Origin of the sequence: Plantactinospora sp. KBS50 (assembly GCF_002285795.1) — a bacterium.
Taxonomy (GTDB): Bacteria; Actinomycetota; Actinomycetes; order Mycobacteriales; family Micromonosporaceae; genus KBS50.
In genome coordinates this window covers 2974676-2997781 of the sequence record NZ_CP022961.1, presented here as the reverse complement: position 1 = coordinate 2997781, position 23106 = coordinate 2974676, and the positions used below count along the sequence as shown (strand labels likewise).

Annotated in this window: 19 protein-coding genes and 1 pseudogene; 7 read left to right on the top strand and 13 right to left on the bottom strand. The window is 72.6% G+C overall.

Going from position 1 to position 23106, the window contains the following annotated elements; translation table 11 throughout:
* Positions 1 to 2 precede the first annotated feature (2 nt).
* The 6 genes from CIK06_RS13315 (at position 3) to yaaA (ending at position 7549) form a co-directional block, all read left to right on the top strand.
* Complete coding sequence (locus CIK06_RS13315; RefSeq protein ID WP_095565104.1) at positions 3 to 1010, top strand: ABC transporter ATP-binding protein; 1008 nt, start codon at positions 3 to 5, stop codon at positions 1008 to 1010.
* Positions 1007 to 2764, top strand: a complete 1758-nt coding sequence (locus tag CIK06_RS30980; RefSeq protein WP_232534190.1) for a thiamine pyrophosphate-dependent enzyme — start codon at positions 1007 to 1009, stop codon at positions 2762 to 2764. The genes CIK06_RS13315 and CIK06_RS30980 overlap by 4 nt, the downstream gene beginning before the upstream one ends.
* Positions 2765 to 2808: 44 nt before the next feature.
* Positions 2809 to 4269, top strand: a complete 1461-nt coding sequence (locus tag CIK06_RS13305; protein ID WP_095565103.1) for a benzaldehyde dehydrogenase — start codon at positions 2809 to 2811, stop codon at positions 4267 to 4269.
* 42 nt (positions 4270 to 4311) lie between these two features.
* Positions 4312 to 5517, top strand: coding sequence for an MFS transporter (locus CIK06_RS13300; protein WP_095565102.1), 1206 nt, complete (start codon positions 4312 to 4314; stop codon positions 5515 to 5517).
* Positions 5502 to 6674, top strand: coding sequence for a 4-hydroxybenzoate 3-monooxygenase (locus tag CIK06_RS13295; protein WP_095565101.1), 1173 nt, complete (start codon positions 5502 to 5504; stop codon positions 6672 to 6674). Before CIK06_RS13300 ends, CIK06_RS13295 begins: the two co-directional genes overlap by 16 nt.
* A gap of 77 nt (positions 6675 to 6751) precedes the next feature.
* A complete protein-coding gene (yaaA, locus tag CIK06_RS13290) occupies positions 6752 to 7549 on the top strand; it encodes a peroxide stress protein YaaA (RefSeq protein ID WP_095565100.1) in 798 nt (265 codons plus the stop codon).
* On the opposite strand, the gene CIK06_RS13285 is transcribed toward yaaA, so the two are convergent.
* The 3 genes from CIK06_RS13285 to CIK06_RS13275 all read right to left on the bottom strand — a co-directional run bounded on the left by CIK06_RS13285 (position 7544) and on the right by CIK06_RS13275 (position 9551).
* The gene (locus CIK06_RS13285) at positions 7544 to 8005 is read right to left on the bottom strand and encodes a VOC family protein (RefSeq protein ID WP_095565099.1); all 462 of its coding nucleotides are present in this window, start codon (positions 8003 to 8005) and stop codon (positions 7544 to 7546) included. The genes yaaA and CIK06_RS13285 overlap by 6 nt on opposite strands.
* Positions 8006 to 8133: 128 nt before the next feature.
* Entirely contained in the window at positions 8134 to 8376 is a 243-nt protein-coding gene (locus tag CIK06_RS13280; RefSeq protein WP_232534189.1) for a DUF397 domain-containing protein, read from the bottom strand.
* A 35-nt stretch (positions 8377 to 8411) separates the two neighbouring features.
* On the bottom strand, positions 8412 to 9551 hold the full coding sequence (locus tag CIK06_RS13275) for a helix-turn-helix transcriptional regulator (RefSeq protein ID WP_157756744.1): 1140 nt from the start codon (positions 9549 to 9551) through the stop codon (positions 8412 to 8414).
* Positions 9552 to 9934: 383 nt separating this feature from the next.
* On the opposite strand from CIK06_RS13275, the gene CIK06_RS29355 reads away from it, so the two are divergent.
* Positions 9935 to 10132 carry a hypothetical protein gene (locus CIK06_RS29355; protein ID WP_157756743.1) on the top strand — a complete coding sequence of 66 codons (198 nt, stop codon included), beginning with the start codon at positions 9935 to 9937 and terminating at the stop codon, positions 10130 to 10132.
* Positions 10133 to 10418: 286 nt separating this feature from the next.
* On the opposite strand, the gene CIK06_RS13265 is transcribed toward CIK06_RS29355, so the two are convergent.
* The 10 genes and pseudogenes from CIK06_RS13265 to CIK06_RS13220 all read right to left on the bottom strand — a co-directional run bounded on the left by CIK06_RS13265 (position 10419) and on the right by CIK06_RS13220 (position 23082).
* Positions 10419 to 10781 (bottom strand): amidase family protein, encoded by a 363-nt coding sequence (locus CIK06_RS13265; RefSeq protein WP_095565096.1) that lies wholly within the window; start codon positions 10779 to 10781, stop codon positions 10419 to 10421.
* 168 nt (positions 10782 to 10949) lie between these two features.
* Positions 10950 to 12377, bottom strand: a complete 1428-nt coding sequence (locus CIK06_RS13260; RefSeq protein WP_198347926.1) for an IS1380 family transposase — start codon at positions 12375 to 12377, stop codon at positions 10950 to 10952.
* Positions 12378 to 12469: 92 nt separating this feature from the next.
* A complete protein-coding gene (locus CIK06_RS13255; RefSeq protein ID WP_095565095.1) occupies positions 12470 to 13249 on the bottom strand; it encodes an amidase in 780 nt (259 codons plus the stop codon).
* 109 nt (positions 13250 to 13358) lie between these two features.
* Positions 13359 to 13484: pseudogene (locus CIK06_RS30975) on the bottom strand (2-oxo acid dehydrogenase subunit E2); the annotation flags it as partial.
* A gap of 20 nt (positions 13485 to 13504) precedes the next feature.
* Complete coding sequence (locus CIK06_RS30970) at positions 13505 to 14230, bottom strand: hypothetical protein (protein WP_232534188.1); 726 nt, start codon at positions 14228 to 14230, stop codon at positions 13505 to 13507.
* A 201-nt stretch (positions 14231 to 14431) separates the two neighbouring features.
* Positions 14432 to 15268, bottom strand: coding sequence for a hypothetical protein (locus CIK06_RS29345; RefSeq protein ID WP_157756742.1), 837 nt, complete (start codon positions 15266 to 15268; stop codon positions 14432 to 14434).
* A 3-nt stretch (positions 15269 to 15271) separates the two neighbouring features.
* Positions 15272 to 17617 carry an ATP-binding protein gene (locus tag CIK06_RS13240; protein ID WP_198348236.1) on the bottom strand — a complete coding sequence of 782 codons (2346 nt, stop codon included), beginning with the start codon at positions 17615 to 17617 and terminating at the stop codon, positions 15272 to 15274.
* A gap of 397 nt (positions 17618 to 18014) precedes the next feature.
* Positions 18015 to 18200 carry a hypothetical protein gene (locus CIK06_RS13235; RefSeq protein ID WP_095565091.1) on the bottom strand — a complete coding sequence of 62 codons (186 nt, stop codon included), beginning with the start codon at positions 18198 to 18200 and terminating at the stop codon, positions 18015 to 18017.
* Positions 18197 to 20359 carry a hypothetical protein gene (locus CIK06_RS29340; RefSeq protein ID WP_157756741.1) on the bottom strand — a complete coding sequence of 721 codons (2163 nt, stop codon included), beginning with the start codon at positions 20357 to 20359 and terminating at the stop codon, positions 18197 to 18199. Before CIK06_RS29340 ends, CIK06_RS13235 begins: the two co-directional genes overlap by 4 nt.
* Before the next feature lie 83 nt (positions 20360 to 20442).
* A complete protein-coding gene (locus CIK06_RS13220; protein WP_095565088.1) occupies positions 20443 to 23082 on the bottom strand; it encodes a LuxR family transcriptional regulator in 2640 nt (879 codons plus the stop codon).
* Between the last annotated feature and the right edge of the window lie 24 nt (positions 23083 to 23106).

The window sequence follows — 23106 nt, the reverse complement described above, 5'->3', positions numbered from 1 at the left end:
CGATGTCCGAAACCACCGGACCGGCGCCGGCCGGCGACGCCCTGCTGGACGTGCGCGGCCTGGCCAAGACCTTCGCCGCGCCCGGCCGGACCGTGGAGGCCATCCGGGATCTCACCTTCGCCGTCGGCCGGGGCGACCTGGTCTGCGTGGTCGGACCCTCCGGCGCCGGCAAGACGACGCTGCTCAAGTGCATCGCCGGGCTGCTCGGCCCGACCAGCGGCCAGGTGGTGCTGGAGGGCGCGGCCGTGTCCGGTCCGCCGCCGGGGATGGCCGTGGTGTTCCAGGAGTACGGCCGCAGCCTGTTCCCCTGGCTCACCGTGCGGGACAACGTGGCGCTGCCGTTGAAGCGCAAGAAGGTGCCGCGCGCCCGCCGCGCCGAACTGGTCCGGGACTGCCTGCACGCGGTCGGCCTGGCCGACGTGCACGCCGCCTATCCGTGGCAGCTCTCCGGCGGCATGCAGCAGCGGGTGGCCATCGCCCGCGCGGTGGCGTACGAGCCGCACCTGCTGCTGATGGACGAGCCGTTCGCGGCGGTGGACGCGCAGACCCGGGCCGACCTGGAGGATCTGGTGCGGTCGCTGTGGCACCGGCTCGGGGTGACCATCCTGTTCGTCACGCACGACATCGACGAGGCCGTGTACCTCGGTCAGCGGGTGCTGGTGCTGTCCGGGTCGCCGACGGTGGTGCTGGACGACGTACCGATCGACCTGCCCGACGAGCGCGACCAGTTGGCCACCCGCTCCTCGCCGCGCTTCGCCGAGTTGCGGGCGCACGTCTTCGCGCAGATCCAGCGGGCCAAGCGCCGGCCCGGACCGGCGGCCCGGACCGACCCGGAGACCGCCGACCGGCAGACCACCGCCGACCGGGACGTTCCCGGGCCGGGCACCACCGACCAGGACGCTCCGGAACAGGACGCTCCGGAACAGGACGCTCCCGGGTCGGACGCTCCCGACCGGCAGCCCGCCGAGCCCGGCCCGCCCGGCCGGGGGTCCGAGACGGTACGCCGGTGACCACGGTCCGGGAGGCGACCCTGGCCGTGCTGCGCGACCGGGGGATGGACCGCATCTTCGCCAATCCCGGCTCCACCGAGGTGGCGTTCCTGGTCGACCTGCCGGACGACCTGCGGTTCGTGCTGGCCCTGCACGAGGGATCGGTGGTCGGGCTGGCCACCGGGTACGCGATCGCCACCGGCCGGCCCGCGTTCGTGAACCTGCACACCACGGCCGGGCTCGGCAACGCGGTCGGCGCGCTGGCCACCGCCCGGGTCAACCGGGCGCCGCTGGTGGTCGTGGTGGGCCAGCAGGACCGCCGGCACCTGGCCCTGGAGCCGTTCCTCGCCGGCCGGCTGGACCGCCTCGCCGGGGCGTACCCGGTCTGGGTGGACCAGCCGGTGCTGCCCCAGGACGTCCCGGCGGCGGTCCGCCGGGCCTGGCACGAGGCCGTGGAACACCGCGGCCCGGCCCTGGTGGTGGTGCCGATGGACGACTGGTCGGCCGAACTGGACCCCGCGCTCGGCCTGGCCGCGCCGGCCGAGGTGCGCCGCGCGCCGTACCCGCCGGGTCCGGCCGCCGACGAACTCGCCGGCCTGCTCGCCGCGGCCCGCTCGCCGGTGCTGGTGGTCGGCGCGGGCGCCGACGACCCGGCGGCGTGGGCCGCCCTGGTACGCCTCGCCGACCGGCTCGACGCGCCGGTCTGGCAGGAGGCATTCGGCGGCCGGGCCGGCTTCCCGCAGGATCATCCCCGGTTCGCCGGCCACCTGCCGGCCGGCCGGTCCCGGCTGCGCGACGTGCTGGCCGGGCACGACCTCGCGCTGGTGGTCGGCACCGGGGCGTTCCGGCAGTACCCGTACGAGCCGGGTCCGCTGGTCCCACCCGGGCTGCGCGTCGCGGTGGTCTCCGACGACCCGGACGAGCTGCACCACAGCCACGCCGACCTCGCCGTCCGCGCCGACCCGGCAACCCTCTGCGCCGCCCTCACCCCCCTCCTCCCACCCCCCACCGAAGACCGCCCCTCGGGTCCCGCCACCGACAGCCGCCCTCCCGCCCTTGCCACGGACAGCCGCCCGCTGGGTTCCGCCGACCCCGCCCACGACGGGATCAAGCCTGACCGCGCAGAGTGGGCGGGGTCGGCGGAACCCCCACCCGCGGACCCGGCGCAAGCCCCACCCGCGGACCCGGCGGACCCGGCGGACCCGGCGGAACCCCAACCGGCGGCGCTGTCCGCCGCCCAGGTGTTCAGCGCGCTGGCCGAGCGGCTCCCCGCGGACGCGGTCGTGGTGGAGGAGACCCCCTCAACCCGGCCCGACCTGCACCGGCTGCTGCCGGCGCGGGCGCCGCGCGGGTTCGTCAGCGCGGCCATGGGCGGGCTGGGTTTCGGGCTGCCGGCGGCCGCCGGCCTGCGGATGGGCGACCCGAGCCGTCCGGTGGTTGCGGTCCTGGGCGACGGTTCGGCGCTCTACGCTGTACAGGGACTGTGGAGCGCCGCCCGGTACGGCTGCGGGGTGCTGTTCGTGGTGCTCGCGAACGGCCGGTACGCGATCATGGACCGGCTGGCCGAGCGGCACCGCGGCAAGGCGCCCTGGCCGGCGTTCGAGGAGATCGACATGGCCGGGCTGGCCGGTTCGCTGGGCTGTCCGGCCCGCCGGGTCCGCACGTACCCGGAGTTGGTGGCCGCCCTCGACGAGGTCGTGCCGACGCTGGCCGATCGCACCGAGCCGCTGCTGCTGGACGTCACGGTGCGGACCGAGCCGCGCTTCGAGCCCTGAGCACGCCACCGGTGCCCGATGACCGAACGCCAAAGGAGGATCTCGTGAGCCTGCTCGACCAGAGTGCCTGGAACGGAAACCTGTACAGCGGCGGCTGGGTGGCCGGACACGGCGGCCAGGCCACCGTCCGGGCGCCGGCGACCGGCGCGGAACTGGGCCGGATCGGACTGGCCGACGAGACCGACGTGGCCGCGGCGGCGGCCCGCGCCGCGCAGGCGCAGCGCTCCTGGGCCGCTCTGCCGTACCCGCAGCGGGCGGCCGTGCTGCGCCGGGCCGGGCAGTTGTGGGAGGAAACCGCGGCCGAGGTCGGCGACTGGCTGATCCGGGAGGCCGGTTCGGTGCCCCCGAAGGCGGCCGTGGAGACCAGCACCGCGGCGCAGGAGTGCTACGAGGCGGCGGCGTTGGCGTCGCATCCGCTGGGTGAGATCCTGCCCAGCGCGCAGCCGCGGCTGAGCCTGGCCCGCCGGCTGCCGGTGGGGGTGGTGGGGGTGATCGCCCCGTTCAACTTCCCGCTGATCCTGTCGATCCGGTCGGTCGCCCCGGCCCTGGCCCTGGGCAACGCGGTGCTACTCAAGCCGGACGTCCGCACGGCGGTCTCCGGCGGCGTGACACTGGCCCGGGTGTTCGAGGAGGCGGGGCTGCCGGACGGGCTGCTGCACATCCTGCCCGGTGGGGCGCCGGTCGGCGAGGCGCTGATCGACGAGCCGAACGTCCGGCTGATCAGCTTCACCGGTTCCACGGCGGCCGGGCGGAAGGTGGGCGCCGCGGCGGCCCGGCAGCTCAAGCGCGTCCATCTGGAACTCGGCGGCAACAACGCGCTGATCGTGCTCCCCGACGCCGACCTGGAGCTGGCCGTCTCGGCCGGCGCCTGGGGGGCGTTCCTGCACCAGGGCCAGATCTGCATGAGCGCCGGCCGGCATCTGGTGCACGAGCGGATCGCCGAGGAGTACGTGTCCCGGTTGGCGGCCACCGCGGACGCCCTGCCGGTGGGCGACCCGGCGGCCGGCCAGGTGGCGCTCGGCCCGATCATCGACGAGCACCAGCGGGACCACATTCACGAGCTGGTCACGGCCAGCGTGGCCGACGGTGCGACGCTGGCCGCCGGCGGCCGGTACGAGGGGCTGTTCTACCGGCCGACGGTGCTGTCCGGGGTCACCCCGCAGACCCCGGCGTACGCGCAGGAGGTGTTCGGCCCGGTGGCGCCGGTGCTCACCTTCAGCGATCCGGACGAGGCCGCCGCGCTGGCCGGCGGCACCGAGTACGGCCTCTCGCTCGGCATCATCGGCACCGACGTGATGGCCGCGATGGCGCTCGCCGAACGGATACCGACCGGCATCGTGCACATCAACGACCAGACCGTCAGCGACGAGGCGGTGGCGCCGTTCGGCGGGGTGAAGGCGTCCGGTACGGGCGCCCGGTTCGGCGGTCCGGCGGCCAACGTGTCGGCGTTCACCGAAACCCAGTGGGTGACCATGCAGGGCACGGTCACCCGCTACCCGTTCTAGACCCACAACCCCCCACAACCCCCTGAGACCCCGAGACCCCTCATGCCCCGTACCCGGTGGCCGGCGCTGCTGGCCGTCCTGCTGCTCGCGGTGAACCTGCGCGCCACCATCGCCGGCCTGGCCCCGCTGCTGCCGGACATCCGTGCCGACCTGGGGCTCGGGCGCGCCGCCGGCGGGCTGCTCACCACCCTGCCGGTGCTGTGCTTCGGGCTGCTCGCCGGCCCCGCGGCGCTGCTCGGTCAGCGGCTGGGGGTACGCCGGTCGGTGGTGGCGGCCATGCTGGCCGTGTTCGCCGGCAGCCTGCTGCGGGCCGCGCCGGGGGTGGGCTGGCTGGTCGCCGGCACGGCGGTGGTCGGCGCCGGGGTCGCGGTCGGCAACGTCCTGCTGCCGACCGCCGTGAAGCAGGACTTCCCGGCCCGGCCGGGCGGGGTCACCGGGCTCACGATGGCGGCCATGACCGGCGGGGCGGCGGTCGCCGCCGCGGTGGCCACCCCGCTGGCGCACGCCGCCGGTCTCGGCTGGCGCGCGACGCTGGTGCTGCTCGGCGGCAGCGCCGCGGTGGCCGCGCCGGCCTGGGCGTTGCGGGCACGGCACCGCCAGCCCGCCTCGCCGCCGGCCGTCGCCGGCAACGCCCGGGCGATCCTGCGCACGTCGCTGACCTGGCAGCTGGCCGGCTTCATGGCGATGCAGTCGCTGGTCTTCTACGCGGTGCTCGCGTGGCTGCCCGCGCTGCTGCGCGACGCCGGCGTCCCGGCCACCGGCGCGGGCTCGGCGCTGGCCCTGTACAACCTGCTCGGCATCGGTACGGCGCTGCTGGTGCCGCCGCTGGCCGCGCGAAGCCGCGGTCAGCGGCCGATCGTGCTGGTGATCTGCCTGGGCTGGCTGGCCGGACTGCTCGGCCTGCTCGCCGTTCCCGCGCTGTACCCGCTCTGGTCGGTGCTCGCCGGCCTCGCCCAGGGCGCCGGGATCAGCCTGGCGCTCACCCTGATCGTGCTGCGCGCCGACACCCCGGCCACCGCCCGGGACCTGTCCGGCACGGTCCAGTCGGTCGGGTACCTGCTCGGCTCCACCGGTCCGCTGGTGCTCGGGGTGTTGCGGGATGTCTCCGGGGGTTGGACGCTACCGCTGCTGGCGCTCTGCCTGGCGGTGCTGGTGATGGCCGGCGCGGGTCTGGGCGCCGGCCGGGACCGCCGGCTGGTGCCGGCCGGCGGGACGGCGAACGAGGAGGAGCCATGCGTACCCAGGTAGGCATCGTCGGAGCCGGACCCGCGGGGCTGATGCTGGCGCATCTGCTGCGGCTGCGCGGGGTGGACTCGGTGGTGCTGGAGGCCCGCAGCCGGGACTACGTGCAGCGCCGGGTCCGGGCCGGCGTGCTGGAACAGGGCTCGGTGGACCTGCTCACCGAGGCCGGGGTGGCCGACCGGCTGCACCGGGAGGGCGCCCGGCACGAGGGCATCGAGCTGCGCTTCGCCGGCCGGGCACACCGGGTGCCGATGACCGAGCTGACCGGCCGGGCGATCACCGTGTACGGGCAGCAGGAGGTGGTCAAGGACCTGATCGCCGCCCGGCTGGCCGCCGGCGGCGAGATCCGGTTCGAGGTCCAGGACGTCCGGCTGGACGGCCTGGACGGCGCGGATCCGGTGATCCGGTTCCGGGACGCGGCCGGGGACCACGAACTGCACTGCGACTTCGTGGCCGGTTGCGACGGTTCGCACGGGGTGAGCCGGGGTTCCGCCCCGGCCGAGGCGTTCACCAGCTACGAGCGGACGTACCCGTTCGCCTGGCTGGGGGTGCTCGCGGAGGCGTCGCCCGCGGTGCACGAACTGGTCTACGCCAACCACGAGCGGGGTTTCGCGCTGTACAGCCTGCGCTCCCCCGAGATCTCCCGGCTGTATCTGCAGGTCGACCCGGACGAGGAGATCGAGGACTGGCCGGACGAGCGGATCTGGGCGGAGCTGCGGACCCGGCTGGAGACCGTGCCGGGCTGGACGCTGAACACCGGGCCGATCCTGGAGAAGGGCATCACCCCGATGCGCAGCCTGGTGATCGAGCCGATGCGGTGGCAGCGGCTGTTCCTGGCCGGTGACGCCGTGCACATCGTGCCGCCGACCGGGGCCAAGGGGATGAACCTTGCCCTGGCCGACGTCGCGCTGCTGGCCGACGCGTTCGCCGGCTGGTACGCCGAGTCCCGCACGGACCTGCTCGACGCGTACTCCGACACGGCGCTGCGGCGGGTCTGGCGGGCACAGCACTTCTCCTGGTGGATGACCTCCATGCTGCACCGGCTGGACGACCAGGACCCGTACGAGGCGAAACTGCAGACCTCGACGCTGGACTACGTGGCGACCTCCCGGGCGTACGCCACCAGCCTCGCCGAGAACTACGTCGGTCTGCCGCGGGTCTGACCCGGGCGCGTACGCTCTGCCGGTCGGTGGCGCCCGGCCCGGCAGGCGGGTCCCGCGCGCCGGTGGGGAGTCGCTGCGTGCTCGTTCTGCTGCCGCCCTCGGAGGGCAAGTCCGGTCCCGCCCGCGGCGGCCGGGCGGTGGATCTCGGCACGCTGTCGGCGCCGGAGCTGAACCCGGCCCGCGCCCGGACCCTGGACGCGCTGGTCGAGCTGAGCGCCGGGGACCCGGACCGGGCCCGCGCCGCGCTCGGCCTCTCCCCCGGTCAGGACGGGGAGTTGCGTCGCAACGCCCGGCTGCGGACCGCCGGCACGGTGCGGGTGGACCGGCTGTACACCGGCGTGCTGTACGACGCGTTGGACCTGGCCACGCTGACCGGGCCGGCCCGGCGGCTGGCCGGGCGGTCGCTGCTGGTCACCTCGGCGCTGTGGGGCGTGCTGCGGATGGCCGACCGGGTGCCGCCGTACCGCTGCTCGGCCGCGGCCCGGCTGCCCGGGATCGGGCCGCTGGGGACGTACTGGCGGCGGGAGCTGGCCGCGGTGCTGCCGGCCGCCGCCGGCCGCGGGCCGGTGCTCGACCTGCGCTCCACCGGGTACGCCGCGATGTGGCAGCCCGACGGCGAGCTGGCCGAGCGGACCGTGGCGGTGCGGGTGCTGCACGAGCAGCGCGTCGGCGGGGAGGTCCGCCGGTCGGTGGTGAGCCACTTCAACAAGGCCACCAAGGGCCGGCTGGTGCGGGACCTGCTCTCCGCCGGTGCCCGGCCGCGCACCCCGGCGGATCTGGTGGCCGCGCTGCGGGATCTCGGGTACGCGGTGCAGGAGGGTCCGGCGCCGGCCGGGCGGGTGCGCCGGTTGGATCTGGTGGTCACCGAGCTATGACGTCCGGGGTTGTGGTCGGCGGCCCATCTCGGCGAGGATCCCGGTGCCCTGTCCGACTTCGATCAGGTAGCCGTCCGGGTCGCGGAGGTAGCACCGGATCTCCACGCCGTGATCCTTCGGCTCGGTGAGGAACTCGGCGCCCCGGTCCCGCCAGGTCTCGTACACCGCCCGCACGTCCGTGACCCGGATGTTGATCGCGCTGGACAGCGTCCGCGCGTCTGGCGGCGCCACCGCCCGTACGTCCGGCTTGTCGTCGGTCGGCCCGCCCTCGGTGTTGAGCACCAGATAGCCGTTGTGGAACCGCAGGATCGCCGGCTCCCGGTCGCGCACCACCTCGGCGCCGAGCACCCGGTGGTAGTAGTCCCGGGACCGGTCCACGTCCCGGACGATCAGCAGGTGGGTCAGCACCGCCCCACCGGCGGGCTCGAAGTAGTCCGGTGCCTCGTTCTCGGCCATGGGCCGATCATGCGACGGCCGTCGCCCACCGCGCAGCCGATTGCGCGCACCGGACGGCGCCGACCACGACGCCGGCCCCGACGACCGACGCCTGACCGCCGGGCCTGACCGCCGACGACGACCGGCGATCAGGCGGCGGCGCGCAGGACACGCGGCGGTTCGGCGACGGCGCCGGAGCGGACCGCCCCGACGAACCGCTGCCAGGTGCCGCGGGTGACGGTGAGCCGGGGGCCACGGCGGTCCTTCGAGTCCCGGATCAGCACGGCGTGCGGGGCGATTGCCACCTCGACACAGCCGCCGCCGCTCAGGGAGCGGGTAGCTCTGCGCCAGGCGTGGCCGGCTGCGGCTGATCCGCTCCACTGCATGGTCATCGCTGGCCTCCTGCCCGCGCCGCCCACGGCGGCGGCTAACCGTCCTCGCCCACCGTTTCCTGGTACCGCGCCTGCATCGCCAGCAACAGATCGATCGACTGCTCGGCATCCAGCGCAACCGCCGCTACCCGGTCGAAAACCTGCGCCGACCGCTCGATCTCGTGCGGCCGCTCCAGTTGGATGTCGCCGAAGACGTCCTCGACATGGACGATGCTGGCTGCTTCCTTATCGGCGAAGTCGAGGATGGCGAACGTGGTCTCCATCCCGGCATGCGCGCCGGCGCTAAAGGGCACCACCTGGATGGTCGCCTCCGGAAAGGCGGCCACCTCCACCATGTGCCCGAGTTGGCCGGCCATCACCTCGGCGGTACCGACCCGGCGGTGCAACACCGCCTCGTCGAGTAGGAAGTGCATTCGGGGCAGCGGGCTGCGGCCGAATATGATCTGTTGCCGCTGCATCCGAGCATCGGTCAAACGGCGCACGACCAGCGGGTCCACCGGCAAGAAGTAGCCTGCAGTGACTGCGTAGGCATAATCCTCGGTCTGCAGAAGGCCGCTGACCATGCTGGACTTGTAATCCCGGATGCTCCCGGCCTCCGCCTCCAGTCCGAGGTAGCGGCCTTGGATCTCGGGCACCTCGTACGCTTCCCACCAGCCGGGCTGCCGGCCGGCCACGGCCAGCGCCATCATCTCCTCGCGCTGGGCGTCGGCCACCCTGTACAGGACACAGAGGTCACGCACGTCCCGCGGATTGGCCGGACGCTGACCGGTCTCCAACCGACTGATCTTCGTGGGCGAGCAGTAGAGCGCCGAAGCGGCCTCTTCGAGATTGAGCCCGGACCGCTGCCGGTGCTCGCGGAGCAGGTTGGCAAGCCTGCGCCGCTTCCAGAAGGGGTTACCGCCCTGCGTCATGCCCACCTCATCCAGCGCCCCGGTGACAATGTCCTCCGCCGCCGTGCCGGCATCAATGGCCGGCTGCCAAATACACGCGGCACTTGCCAGACGGAGAACTTCATGATGGCAGTTGCCATCGGCACTGGCTAGGGGCCGATCCCATGCGGCCAATCTCCGCCGGCCGGACCCAGCGTCGGAATGTGCAGCGAGAACCGGATCCGGGCCGGTCAGGCCCATGATCGTGCCGGCTGGCAGCCACCGTCGGGCGCCGGCCAGAGTCACATTCTGGACAGTCTGCGACCCAATGCAATCGCCAAAGGAGAATGTTTCACGGCAGGGTCGGATGGCGTTTATCAATCATCCGTTCGGCCCCGATCGCGCTCGACGCGGATTTGTGGACCCCGTACGCTGGATCCAGTAGGAAAGATCGCCGGCTGGCCGGCGAACACCAACCGCGCCGCACACAAAAGCTGGACCGGTGTTGCAGCACCGATCCAGCCAAGCAATCCCCCCGAGTCGCGCTCCACATGCACCGGCCGGAAGGCAATTGCCAGATGAACCGTACCACATTCCACCGCATCCGGTCCGGAACCCGGACCGCGTCGCCAACCCCCGAATCCGGTCCGACCGATGGCAACCCGTCCACGGACGACATTAACCTGCCCGTGCCAGCAGCCCGCCCGACCCGCCGGTGCCCGACCCCGGTACGGCTGCTGATCGGCACGTTCCTGCTGGCCCTGCTGGTCGTTCTGCCGCTGTCCGGACGGGTCTCCCTCGCCGACCTCGCCGACGAGATCGGCGCGCTGTTCGTGGTGAAGGAACTGCTGGACTGGATGCGCAATCCCCGCCGCCACCGGCGATGACACCGACGGGCGACCCGGCCGTGGCGGTCAGGTCGCCCGTCGCGCGGCGACGATGAGGAAGTTCGGCAGTGGACAGCAGTCCAGCACGGCAGGGAGCGGCCAGGTCTCGAAGAGGAAGCGACGGGTCGGCTTCACGACCGGGATCCGCTTATGGGCCCGAGTCCGCTGCCCGCGGTACCCTACGACACCGTCGGACCCGACCGAGCGTTCGATCAATATCAGACGATGGCTCGACGCATGCGTACGAGCTGGGCGCACAAGGTCGTCGGTCCGCATATCGCGGGTTTCAGCCTGGCTTCAGCGCCTTCTCGATCGCGAGTCCGGTTGCGCAGAGTAGGTCCTCACCGCGCATCGGGCCGACGAGTTGCAGGCTGACAGGCACGGGAAAACCGGGTGACGGTATCGGCATGGAAAGGGCCGGGACGCCGGCGAGATTGAATGGCGCGGTGAGTTGTGTGAGTGGGAAGCCCGAGTAGTCGGCCGACAGCGGCGGAGCCGCGATCAGCGTCGGTAGGGCCAGAACGTCGACCTCACTGAATGCCGCGGTCACCTCTGCTCGCCACGCCGCGCGAATGGACATGGCCTCGGCCAGCCGTTGCGTGGTTACGGCTCGTCCGGCGTGCAGACCGCCGTTGACGAACGCGCCCACCCCGTCGGCCTCGATCCGTCAGACGGTTTTGCTCCCTGCTTGACCGTTTCGGCTTGACCGTTTTGTCCACTCGGGTGGGGTGCGGGATCGCCACATGTCGCTGTGGACGCGCCGAGGTCTCCGGACTCGGGAAACGGCCCTTTCTGCTGGTAGGTGCGGGGAACCAGGTCAGGTGGCCGGTGGTAGCAGGGTGAGGCGTCGCCAGCAGAGGGTGAACGCGTCGGCCCAGGGCCAGGTCCCGGGGATCGACAGCACGCGGCGGCGGGCGTGGGTGGCTAGTCTCGCGGGCAGGTGCAGCAGCCGGTAGCGCAGCGTGTCGGGTTCGGCGTGCGCGAGGTCCGGCTGGTCGTACAGGCCGAGGAGCCGTGTCCAGGCGGCGAGGTCGGCGGCGATGTTGCAGGTCAGGGTCCAGCCCTGGTTGACGGTCCAGTCCTTGGAGGGCAGGTTCCGCAGACCCGTCGCCTTGCCGTGGCGGACGTGATCTTCCACTCCGGCGTGGGCCCGGTGGAGGGCGTCGAGCCATTGCGGCTGGTGCGAGCCGGGCACGCCTGCGATCCGGGTGATGTTGGTGGCCACGATCTGGTAGCGCCAGCCGGTGCGTTTCTCCAGGGCGGTGAGGTTACGGGCGTGCCGGGCCGACGGCCTCGTGCGTCGTACGAGTAGCCGTAGCGTGCCGGTCCAGCCCGCGAGTCGGGGGTTGAGACCGGTCAGTTCCGCGACGTGCGCGGTGCCGGTGGCGGTGCCGTCCTGGTGCAGGCTGTCGGTCCAGGCGTCGGCGGGGACCTGTTCGATCGCGGTCTCGTCGGCGGCGGTGATCGTCCAGCCGACGGTGAAACGCACGCTGCGCCACACCCGGTTCATCCGCTCCAGATGCTCCAGTAACTCATGGGTGGCGCCGGCCCCGTCGACGCGGATCAGGAGTTTGCGCCGGTAGCCGGCCGGGAGCTGCGCGATGGCGTCACCCAGGACCCGGATGTGGTCGGCGACCGTGTTCGACCCGGCGTTACCGGGCCGCAGCAGCATCGCCAGGCACTCCGCCGTGTTCGCGCACCACGCGCCGAGCGGGTGGAAGCCGTAGCCCTTCTTGAAGGTGGCCGCCGCGCCCTGCTTGTCGCTGTGGGCGGTGATCAGCGTGGCGTCCATGTCGATGACCACCCAGCCGGTCAGCAGCTTCCCGGCCACGGTCAGCCACGGGAACCCCTGCGGGCGTCGGGCGAGCAGCGCCCACACGTGGGCGCGGACCTTCGCCCGGGCCTTGCCGACCCGTTTCAGTACCTTCTCGTTGAGACCGGCCAACGCGCGCCGGACGGTCGACTCCGACGGCCGGTCACCGAAGACCAGCCTCTGATGGGCGAGCAGGCCGATGTCGGACATGCTTGTGGCGCCGAGCGTGATCACCACGGCCAGACAGACCAGGACCGTGCCGCGATCCCACCAGCCGGGGCCCTTGCCGCGCGGCAGCACCTTGTTCAGAGCACTGGTCAGACCGGTCCGATCGGCGCATTTACGCAGCAGGACCGCACCCGCGTGACCGACCAGGCCCTTCCCGTCCGAGCCGACGACCAGCCGCTGATCCCACCCACTACTCTTACTCACCAGAAAGGTGCACCTTGCTCTGCTATGGACATGGCGTAGACACCCACATCCTCGCAGGCCAGGCGCACCTTTCGTTTACCGCCCTCGATCAGTCAAATCCCCCCTGACCAGGGGAGGTCGGCGTCGAGCAGTGTGTGGTGCGCGTTCCAGAGCTCGCCGAGGATGATCGCGTCGAGCGCTTCCCCGGTCTGATCCCAGCCGGGCAACCGCACCTCGCGGACGGTGAGTCCAGCTACCTGTAAGGCGCCGTCGACGATCTCTTCGACCACGGCCTCGGTACCTTTGATCCGTAGCCGGCCGATCCGGCGAGCGGGACGTGACGCGATCCTCCATTCCGGCTCGAGTAGACGCATCCCCTTGGCGGCGCCGGCCACGTCGCGGGCAAGCGGGCCGATGGTGTCCAGGCTGGACGCAAGCGGCCAGACACCCCGGGTCGGTACTCGTCCCCAGGTTGTCTTCAGCCCGACTATCGCGCAGCATGCGGCGGGGATGCGTACTGATCCGCCGGTGTCGGTGCCCAGTCCGATGTCCACTTCGCCGGTGGCGACCGCCACGGCGCTGCCACTGGATGAGCCGCCGGGGATACGGTCGGGTGCCACGGGATTGACGGGGGTGCCGAACGTCGCGTTGTCGCCCACCGGGCTGATGCAGAGCTCGGTCAGCGTGGTTTTGCCGACGATGAACGCGCCGGCCGAGCGCACGCCGGCCAGGCAGCCGGCGTCGCGGGTCGCTGGGACCGCCCGATCACGCACCGTCGCGCACCCGGCGGTCGTGAGTGTGCCGGCCACGTCGATGGCGTCCTTGACGGCGATGCGTACGAGTCCGTCGGTGCCGGCGGCGGGTGGATCGAAACGGCTGATCCAGACTGACATCAGGGCAACTTAGGGCACTTGAGCGACCGAGGTCGAGGCGTTTACCGGTCTTGGTCTCCTCGACGCGGGCCGTGTGAACGGGCCTCCGTCCGTGGCCCGGCCGTTCGGATCAGAGCGTGGCGATCAGGACCGGCGGGGACTCGATGCAGTCGGCGACGTACCGCAGGAAGCCACCTGCCACCCCACCGTCGCAGACCCGGTGGTCGAAGGTCAGGCTGACCTCGGCCACCCTGCGCGTGCCGGCCCAGGCCCTGGTCAGTATTTCGGTCCGAACCCGGGTGTGTAGTGACCCGTCTCGAGGTTCACCGACTCGCCGTGGCCGAGGTCGACGTGTCCGGGCGGCTGCGCGAGCTGGGCAGCCGACTCCGCCGACGGGCGGCCCGGTTCGGGAACGGTGAGGATGAACGGCGGGGGTGCCGGAGTACGCCCGCGGTCCGCCGCTGCACGCTGGGCCTGTCCCCGATCGAACCAGGCCTCGCCACCCGATCGGCTGTGTGCGAACCCCGGCTTGCCGCGACCGACACCAGGATTGTGTCCCGTAAGCTCCTCGACGGCCGCGTTGTACGCGACATCGGCCGGCTTGCAGACCTGCTCGTAACCACGGTCGATGACCTTCCCCGGCAGCAGCGGAGCAATCTCGGATGGCACGTGGTACTTCTTGGTCACGTGTCGCTGTAGCCAGGCGTCGCCGAGGGTGCCGTAGAGATAGCGCTGGGCGTCACGCAGTATCAGGCTCTCCGACGTTCCGATCTTCGCGTCCGACTGCCGCAGTGCGGTGATCGTCCACAGCGCCTTCTCGGTCAGCGCCTGCCACCTCGCCGGCGGACAGGGGTGCCCGGGCACCGCCCCCACCTTCAGCAACGCGTAGTTGACCACATACGAGACGCGGTAGTTGTGCACCCGGTCCGCCGGGTTCACCGCGGCGAGCCTTTCGTACTCGGTGGTCGGTTTTGGTTCGGCGGCCACCCAGCCGCGGATCACCCGCGCCGCCCTGGTCGGGTCGGTGGGGACGAGCGCGGTCTCGTCCGCGGACCGCGCCCGATGCTCGGTGGGGCGGCCTGGGCGCTGGGTCATCGTCGCCTCGTGTTTGCGCTGCCACGCGTCGTGCGCCAACGCCGTCGACGGGCTCGGCGGCGGAGCCTCGGGCGGCCTCGGGCGGTCTGGTCCGGTCATGGCCCCTTCCTAGCGGCGGTGGATGTCGGGCGGCGGGTGAGGAGTGTGCGGCGGCACCGGCGTGGGTGCTCGGGGCGGCGGTCCGGCGGGTCGGGGCGGCTGCGGCGTGGGTTGCGGCGTCCGCGGACGGTCACCGCCGGACGGCGACGGAGCTTTCTCCGGTGTGCGTGGCCCGGGGACCGGCGGCGGCGGGAACGGCGTGACCGGATCGGGCCTGGGTGTCGGCGGGCCGATCAGTCGGCCGCCCGCCGTCCAGAGCCGCCCGTCGGCGCCCTCGACGCGGACCCGGACGTGAATGCCTTCAGCGCGGCCGACCTGCCTCAAGGTGTTCTCGATGGCCCGCGCCTCGCTCTTCTCGCCGACCGCGACGTGCTTGAGGCGGACCTCGACCAGCAACCCATGATGGCGGTCGGCCGGCTTTCGCTCGGCCGCGAGTCGCTTGATGTCGGCGGTGAAGTCGGCCCTGACGCGATTGAGGTCCACACGATGGTGCCCTGACCTTTCGCGGAATTGATTGACGTCCTTGACCTCGTGGACGACCCGCGTGTCCGCCGCCCACCTGCGGAAGTCGGTCGACAGCACGCCCCTGTTTTCCTGAACACCGCCGGACTCAGGCCGGGCAACTCGTGGTTGATGGGCATCCGGCAAGGTCGGTTGCCGTGGGTCGGCCTTGTGATCGGGCCGGTCAGCGTCGGAACGGTCTCGGGGCGTCCCGGGTGCCCGCTCCGGTCGCTGCGTCATGGTGGCCTCGTTGCGGGAGTGCCACTCGGCCTGTCTGGCCGCGTCGGGTGGCTTCTGCGCGGGCGGTGGCGGGACGTCCGGCGGCCGTGGCTGATCGATGCCCATCGGTCAGCTCTCCCTTCGCATCCGGCTGGCGGGCACGAGATGGTGCAGAACCCAGCCGGGTTTGGTGAACCGGGCCAGGGCGGCGCGGGCCTTGTCGTCCCACAGTTCCCCATCGGCGACGACGCCGCCGACGATCGACTCGATGGTCGATGGCCGGGACGTCCCGAATGTCGCGGCGTCGCGGACGCTCTGCTCCCGGCAGTCCTGCTCCGCCCACTCGGACACGACCGTGTACTGCTGGTGGCTGTTGTCGCCCGGGATCGGGCAGCGGTATCGGCGTTCCCAGTCGGCCGAGGCCGGGTGCCGGTCCTGGTCGTCCCGGGACCACGACTTGAGTTTCTGCCGGACCGGCGCCCAGCGGTACGGCGTGGCGATGAAGCCCCAGTCATCGTCGGGGCAGTGATTGTCACCGTCGCGTGCCAGCGACTCGCGGACCACTTCGGAGCAGTGCCGCGCCAGGTCCTCGCTTGAGGTCTCCGGCTGGAGTTGCCCGGACCGCACTGACACCGCCTCGTCCACCGCGTGCGAGACCGCACAGTCGAGCAGCCGGGGATCGAGTCCGGCAAGCAGCCGGCGCTCGCCCGGCTTCAGCGTCGGGTTGGGCTGGTTGAGCAGGTGCGCGGTGACGGTCAGCTCCGTCGCGAGCGCCAGCGCGGGATGCTGCGCCAGCGCGCGGCGGGCGGCGGCCATCTCGGCGAGCGTGCACGCCCGGGCCTGGCAGTCCCGGCCGCACGTCATGCTGCGCCGGTCGATCAGCAGGTCCACCGGTGCGGTCACCCCGTCCGTGGCCTCCGCGGCGCGACCGTCGGGAATGGCCACCAGCAGCGGCCGGTCCATGCCGTCGGAGAAGACCGCAGCCTGCCCGCTGTCGAGCGACACCACGGTCCGCGACTGGTCGCGGTCGAGATTCATGGTCGCGCCGACGCTGCGCCGGTCATCCTCGGCCGGCAGCCGGTGTACGACCTTCACCGCCGTGTTCTTGATGACGTCCGGGATCAGCTTGCTCGGGATCTGCTCGACCACCACCAGCGCCTCGCCGTACGCGCGAACCTCCGCCAGCAGCGCCGCGAACATCTCGACCCCCTTCGCCGCGACGCCCACCCGGTCGCCCTCGGGCCGGCGCAGCAGGCGGTGGGCCTCCTCGATGACCGTGAGGTGGTGCAGCTCGTTGCCGGGGTTGTCGCCGCGCAGCAGCCGAAGGTACTCGGTGAGCTGGATCAGCAGCGCCCCCATGAGAAACGCCTTGTCCGCGTCGTCGCCGACGTCCTCGATCTCGAAGACGACCCGGCTGCGCAACAGCCGCTCGAAGTCCAGCGGATGTCCGCCCTGAAGGAAACGGCCGGTCGTACCCAGTCGCAGGCTCGACAGCCGCGTGGTGATGAAACCCCGCACATCGGCGGCCATCACGGGGCCGTACCCGAGGTCGGCCACGACCTCGGTGGCGACCCGCTGAAGGTCGGCCAGCGTGGGATACCGGGGCCGCCCGCCCTCGTAGGCGGGCACGCCGACGGCGAGATCCCAGCCGAGCTGTTCGTACGAGCGGGTCAGCGCGGCGGCGAGAACCTGCGGGAAGGGCTCGTGCGCCTCGAACGCGGTGAGGAACAGGGCCCGCATGAGGTCCAGGTGCGTCTGGAGCGGGAACGAACGCCGGCCGCCTCTCGCATCGGCCCGCAACGCCGCCGGGACGAGTGGGTTGAACCCGGCCGGCGGTACCGCCGGGTCGCCAGGCCGGACGACCACGACGTCGTTGTCCCCCGGCAGGGTGCGCAGCCGGCCGGCCATCCGCCGGTACTCGGCCTTCGCCGGCTCGATCACGAGCCAGGGAAGCCCGAGCCGGGTCGCCTCGGCCAGCAGGTGCCGGACCGTCCAGGACTTCCCGCTGCCGGTCGCGCCGCACACGAAGGTGTGCCGGTTCAACGACTGCGTGCTCACCTCGAGGTCCCCGACCGGCACGTACGCCGCGTCGAGCACCCGGCCGAGCAGCAACGAGCCGCCAGCGGTTCGCCCAGGCCGTTCGGGTGTCACGTCGAACCGGTGCGGCTCGGTAACCCGGATTCCGCTCACCTCGCGGCGGGGTGGCCGGGTCAGCGCCACCAACAGGTCGGTACCGGCCACGAAGGCGGCCCGGCCGTCGACGGGGCCTTCCGCCGGCCCGGCGGAACCGAGGGTGTACGGCTGGTCGGCCAGGTCCGCCGCGGCGCACAGGACACCGGCCGTGCGCGACGCATCCGGTCTGCTGCGCCCGCCGACCAGGATCCGGATTCGCCAGACGTTGCCCTGCTGCGCTCGGGACAGCTCGCGGTGCCGGGCCTGTGCGCGTTCCAACTGGACCCTCTTCGCCTCGCCCACCTCCCCCGGGACAACGGGAGGATCTCGCGGGCCAGCCGGTCCAGCTCGGGTTGCACCTCGTGCGGCCGGAGTGGTTCGGCGACGACGAGCCAGGCGAACGGGTCGCGTAGATGCGCCACGTTCTGTTGGAACGCGCCGCGGCGGCGCTGCTCCGGCGACGCCTTCGACGGCGAAGGTGCCCACAGCGCGTCCGAAAACCCGGCGCAGAGTTCCCAGTGCGGAAAGTCCAGCAGCGTGCATGCCGCGCCGGCAGGAAGCGGCGCACCCCGCGCACCGGGTGGGAACAGCAGCTGCGCGGGCGATCCGGACGGCTGGGCGGCGCCCACGACGAGCGGCAGGCCGGGTCGGCCGCCGAGCAGAAACCGCACCTGGCCGGTTCCGTCGCGGACCCACGCGGTCAGCAGGGCCGGCGCCGGCCCGCCAGCGGCCAGCAGGGTCGAGTGGCTGCCCCCAGGGCGGCCAGCAGCGCCCCGTCCGGGTGCTCGGGCGCCTCCCGTCGCTGCCCGCTCTCCGGCTGCTGCTCACGGCGGTCGACGGATGGGACCTCGGTGACCTGATAGAACTCGACGTCGGTCCAGCTCATGGCGTGTCCCGGGGTGGTGCCACGGTACTCGAGACACGATCCGAAAGGCAGATCGGCGGATAGCAGTTGGCCATGACCACCTGCCGGCCGCCGGTGGAGCTGTCGACGAGGATGAACTCGGTGGTGTCCATGGCCAGGATCGCCTGTGGCTCGGTGATGAACTCGTACACCCGAGTGGTGGTGGTCGAGGTACTGATGTTCTCCGTCGATGACCAGGTGCGGTTTCCGGTCCAGGTGTGGCCACGTGCGTCGGACAGCCCGCGGGTGGACTTCATCCGGGATCTGGATGAGTTGGTGCCGGTGTTCGTGTTGGCGGAGAAGCTGTCGCCGCCGCCGTCGCTGAACGTTCGGCCCTCCTGGTGGCTCAGCTGGTTCACCACGAACTTGTAACCCTTGCCGATGAACTCCGCGGCGATGTTCGCGTCCCGGTGGTTGTACATCTTCATGATGCACACCGCGCCGCCGGTGCCGACGATCTTCTCCAGGTCGTCCTGGGGCTGGTCGAGGAAGAGCACGAGCCGGACCCCGGCGACGCGGGCCTGTTCGGACAGCGTGCGGACGGCCGTACCGCCGAGCCGGTCGGCGCCCACCACCACGAGGTGGCGTCCAGCCAGGGCGTTGTCGGCCATCGCGTGACGGACCAACTGGAGCACGAGCCGGTCGATGAGGTCCTTGCGGTCGTCCTTGCCGCCGGGGGTGGCCAGCACCGACACGGCGTGGTTGCTCCACAGCGGACGCGCGCCGCTCGGGGCGACCTCGTGCAGCAGGTCGAGATGCGCGGCCCACAACCGCAGCTGCCGGCCCGTCCAGTCGTTCTGGTCGACGTCGCCGACCCCTGCCAGCAGTCGATCGATCTCCGGCGGCGCCAGCAGCTCGGTCTCCCCGCTACGGCGCAGCATTCGAAGCCCGGCAGCCAACCGGGCGAGGGTGACCGGCCGGTCCAGGCAGGCGAGCACCTTGCGCAGCATCTCGACGGCCAACACCCGTTCGTGCAGTTGTTCGGCCCCGCCGGACCGGCCGGTCGCGTCCGGCCGGTCGGTGAGGACATAGGCCAGGCTGTCGGCGATCTCGTCCGGGCCGAGACCGGCGAACAGGTCGAAGTCGGTGACGCCGTCGAGGACGGCCCAGCGGGTGTCCATCCCGCGGGCGGCGGCCAGCCGGACCAGTTCGCCGCCGACCTCCTGCCCGGTCAGGTCGAGCACCGCCAGTCGGCGTCCGCCGGACAGCAGCGATGTGCCGAGCAGGACCAGCAGACAGGCCCAGCCGTACCGGGCCGGATCCCCGCCCACGACGTCGACCCGGGTCGGCTCCGAGGCTGGACGCACCGGATACCACTGTGGCCCACTTCGCTGCCGCTCCTGGGCCTGCCGCGCCGCCCGGACCGCGCTCTCGTGCCGGCGCTTGCTCTCCTCCCACTCCCGCACCGCCTGGCCGTGGCGTTGCTTCTCGGCCGCGAGCAGGGCGAGATACGGCTGCCGGAACCGGGTGATGTCCGCGTTCGTGCGCCGGAGTTCGGAAAGTGCGCCCAGGACCCACAGCAGCAGCAGGATCCCGGCGGCGGGCAGCGCATAGCCGTACACCTTCATCGCGTCACCGCCGCCGTACTGCGAGACGGAGCTTTCGATTGTCACCTGGTAGACCCCGAAGGCGAGGAACAGCAACACCGCGAGTGTTGCGCGCACCACGGCCTTGCGGACCGCGGTGGACCGTCGCTGGTACAGCTCGCTCGTGTCCGGGTGCGGTGGGTCGATCCAGACCGGTTTGGCGGCAAGCGTCATCGGCGGCGTCGGCGGGGTGAGCTCGGATAGCTCCGCGGCCTGCCATCCCCACCGTTGCGGCGGCGCGAACAGTCGGGGTGCGAACAGGGCCGGCCAGTCCTCGCGCGCCGCAGTCCGGGTCCGGGTGCCGGCCGCTGCGCCCGGTGCCGCGCCGGTCCACGCCTGCGCCCGCGTGTCCGTACGGGTATCCGTCCGCTTGGTGCGGGCCGTGTGGCGGCCCTCGCGGTGATCTTTGGCCGCCGCCCGGCCAGCCGTCTTCGCCTGCGCCTCGCTCGCACCGCTCGCCTGGGCCGCGATCGCGGCCCGCGCCGCGGCGTCGATCTCGTTCGGGTCCCCGCTCATCACCACATCGGCGAAATACCGATGCCAGTCCCCCACCATGCAGCACATCGTCGTGCCAGCCGCCGCGTCCGGTCACGAGTAGTGGGCTACTCGATTCGGCTCGGGTATGTGCCGCGAGGCGGTCAGTCGCCCCGCAGCCGATCGGCGAACTCGGCACGGTTGCTGGTGCCGAGTTTCGCGCTCGCCCGGTACAGATGTCCTTCGACGGTGCGCACCGACACGACCAGCCGGTCCGCGATGGCGCGGTTGGAGAGGCCCGCGGCGGCCAGCGTGACGATCTCGCGTTCACGGCCGGTGAGCGGCAGCGGGCGGGCGAGCGCCAGGCCGGGCGTACGGGCGCCTTCGCACTCCTGCGCGAGCCGGTGCGCGCGAGCCGTGGCCATGTCGGCGGCGACGTCCTCGTGGCGGCGCCGGTACGCCACCGCCGCGTGACTCGCCGCATCCACGGCGGCCGGGAGGTCGCCCATCTCCTCCAGCTGACCGGAGGCGATCCGCAGTGCCTCGCCGTCGTCCGCCGCCAGTGCCACGGCGTGCCCGGCCGCCGCACGCGCACGGGGGCCATCCACGACGCTGGCGAGCTCGGACAACCGGCCGGCCACCGTGCGGTCTCCGAATCGCACGGCCGTGTGCAGCGCCAACACCTCGTACCCCGGATGCCCGCGGGCCACGGCGAGCGCCGCGCTCTCGCGTGCCAGCCGGATCGCCTCGGTCAGCGACCCTTCCGCGGCCGCCACCCAACCATGGGCCAGGAGTACCTCGGGATCGCAGAACACGAAGCTCGGGTGCCGGTGCGCCTCCAGCCGAACCAACGCTCGCCGCGCGCCGGCGGCATCTCCGGTCATGGCCAGGGCGTGGGTGAGACCGAGCAGGGTCCGGAAGCCGTACCCTTCCATGTCGACGTTCGCGAACCCAGCCCACGCCTCGCGCAGGTCCTGGATCGCGGCGCGAAGGCGGCCCCGGTAGCGCGCGGCGTGGCCGAGCAGAGCGACCCCGCGTAGCCGAGAGTAGCCAGGCATGTCGGCCGCACGCCGGTAGTGCACCTGCGCAAGGTCGTCGAGCTCGTGCAGGTAGCCCGCGAGGTGCAGCGCCGACAGGTGCAGGTCACACAGCCCGAACGCGCCAACCGCCGTCCCGACCGATTGGGGTGCGACGGCGTACGCCCTGGCCGCGACCGGACCGATCTCGTCGGCCCGGCCCAGCGCGGCGAGCCCGATGACACCACAGTAGGCGGCGAGCAGGACGCCCACGGGCGGCAGGTCCGGTGCCCGCAGCGCCGTCACCGCCGTCGCCACGCCGGCCTGGGCCGGCCGGCCCAGGAAGACGTCGACCATGGCCTGCACCACGGCAAGTGTGGGCCGGTCGGTCGAGGTTGCCTCGGCCGCGGCAGCGGCAGGCGTTACCCCGGCCGCGGCAGCGGCGAGCACCGCCTCCGCCCGTTCGGGACTCTGCCCGGGCCAGAACAGGTTGGCCGCGCGGGGCACGGCGATCGCGACCCGATCCTCGACGCTGCCAGCCTCCTGCGCCAGGGCGGCAAACTCGGCCTCCGCGTCGACCCCGCGGTTGAGCCAGGACAGCGCCAGTGCCAGTGTGTGCCGGGCCTCATGGCCGCCGTGCGCGTCGACCGCGGCTCGGGCCAGTTGCTCGGCCGCGGCGATGTCCAGCAACCGGACCGCATCGCGCGCGGCCTGGGTGAGCAGCCGCGCGTCGGGTTGCAGGTCCGAGTGCACCATGAGGGCCGCCCGCCGCAGCGCGTCGTCGGCGCGGCGTCCACCGAGGTCCGCCAGCGCGGTGGCGATCTCACCCCTCAGGCGGCGGGCCCGCAGCTGGCCCATCCCGGACCGCCGGACCTCGCCGTACAGCGGGTGCCCGAGCCTGGCCTGCCAGCGGCGCCCGTCCCGGTACAGCTCGACCAGCCCGCGGGTCTCCGTCGCCTCGACCGTTCCGGGCCCGGTCAGCCGGGTCAGCACCCGCAGGCCGAGCGGCTCGCTCAGCGCCAGCACGTCGACGACGTCGACGAACCCGTCCGGTAGGGCGCCCATCCGCTGCCGCACCAGGTCCGCCAGACCGGCTGACATCGTGGGCTGCCCCGACCAGCGCCACACGCCGCTCTCCCGCGCCAGGTTGCCCGCCGCCAGCTCACCCTCCACGAGTTGGCGAAGGAACAGGGTGTTGCCTCGGGCCAGTTCCCACAGACGCCGGACGGCACCGCTGTCGACCGGACCGTGCAGCACGGCCGCCAGCAGTACGGCGGTCTCCGTCTCGGCGAGCGGCTGCACCTCCAGCCGGTCCAGGTGCCCGTCCTTCCAAAGGCCGGTGATCGCGTCCGGGGTCGGCTCGCCGCTGCGCAGCGTAAGGATCACCGGCGCGGAACCCCTGACCACCAACTCGTGGACCACCAGCGCGGAGAGTTCGTCCAGCAGGTGCGCGTCGTCGACGCCGACCACCACACCCGCTCGTGTGTCGGACAGCAGCGCGCCGATGGTCGCGCTCACCACCCGGGTCGAACCGGCCTCGATGTCGCCCAGCGTTCCCGCGAACGCGCCGAGCGGCAGATCACGGGCCGACGCCGTGCCGGTGACCCACCGGACGCTGGCGCCGCGCGCTGCCAGCACCCCGAGCGCCTCCCGCGCCAATCGGGTCTTACCGACCCCGGCCGCGCCAGCGAGCGCCACGCCGCGCGGCCGACCCGACCGAGGCCAGCTCGCCGTCTGGATGTAGCGCAGTTCCTCGGCGCGTCCGGTCAGCGGCCATGTCTGGCTCACCGGATCTGCACCGTCAGCGGGTTC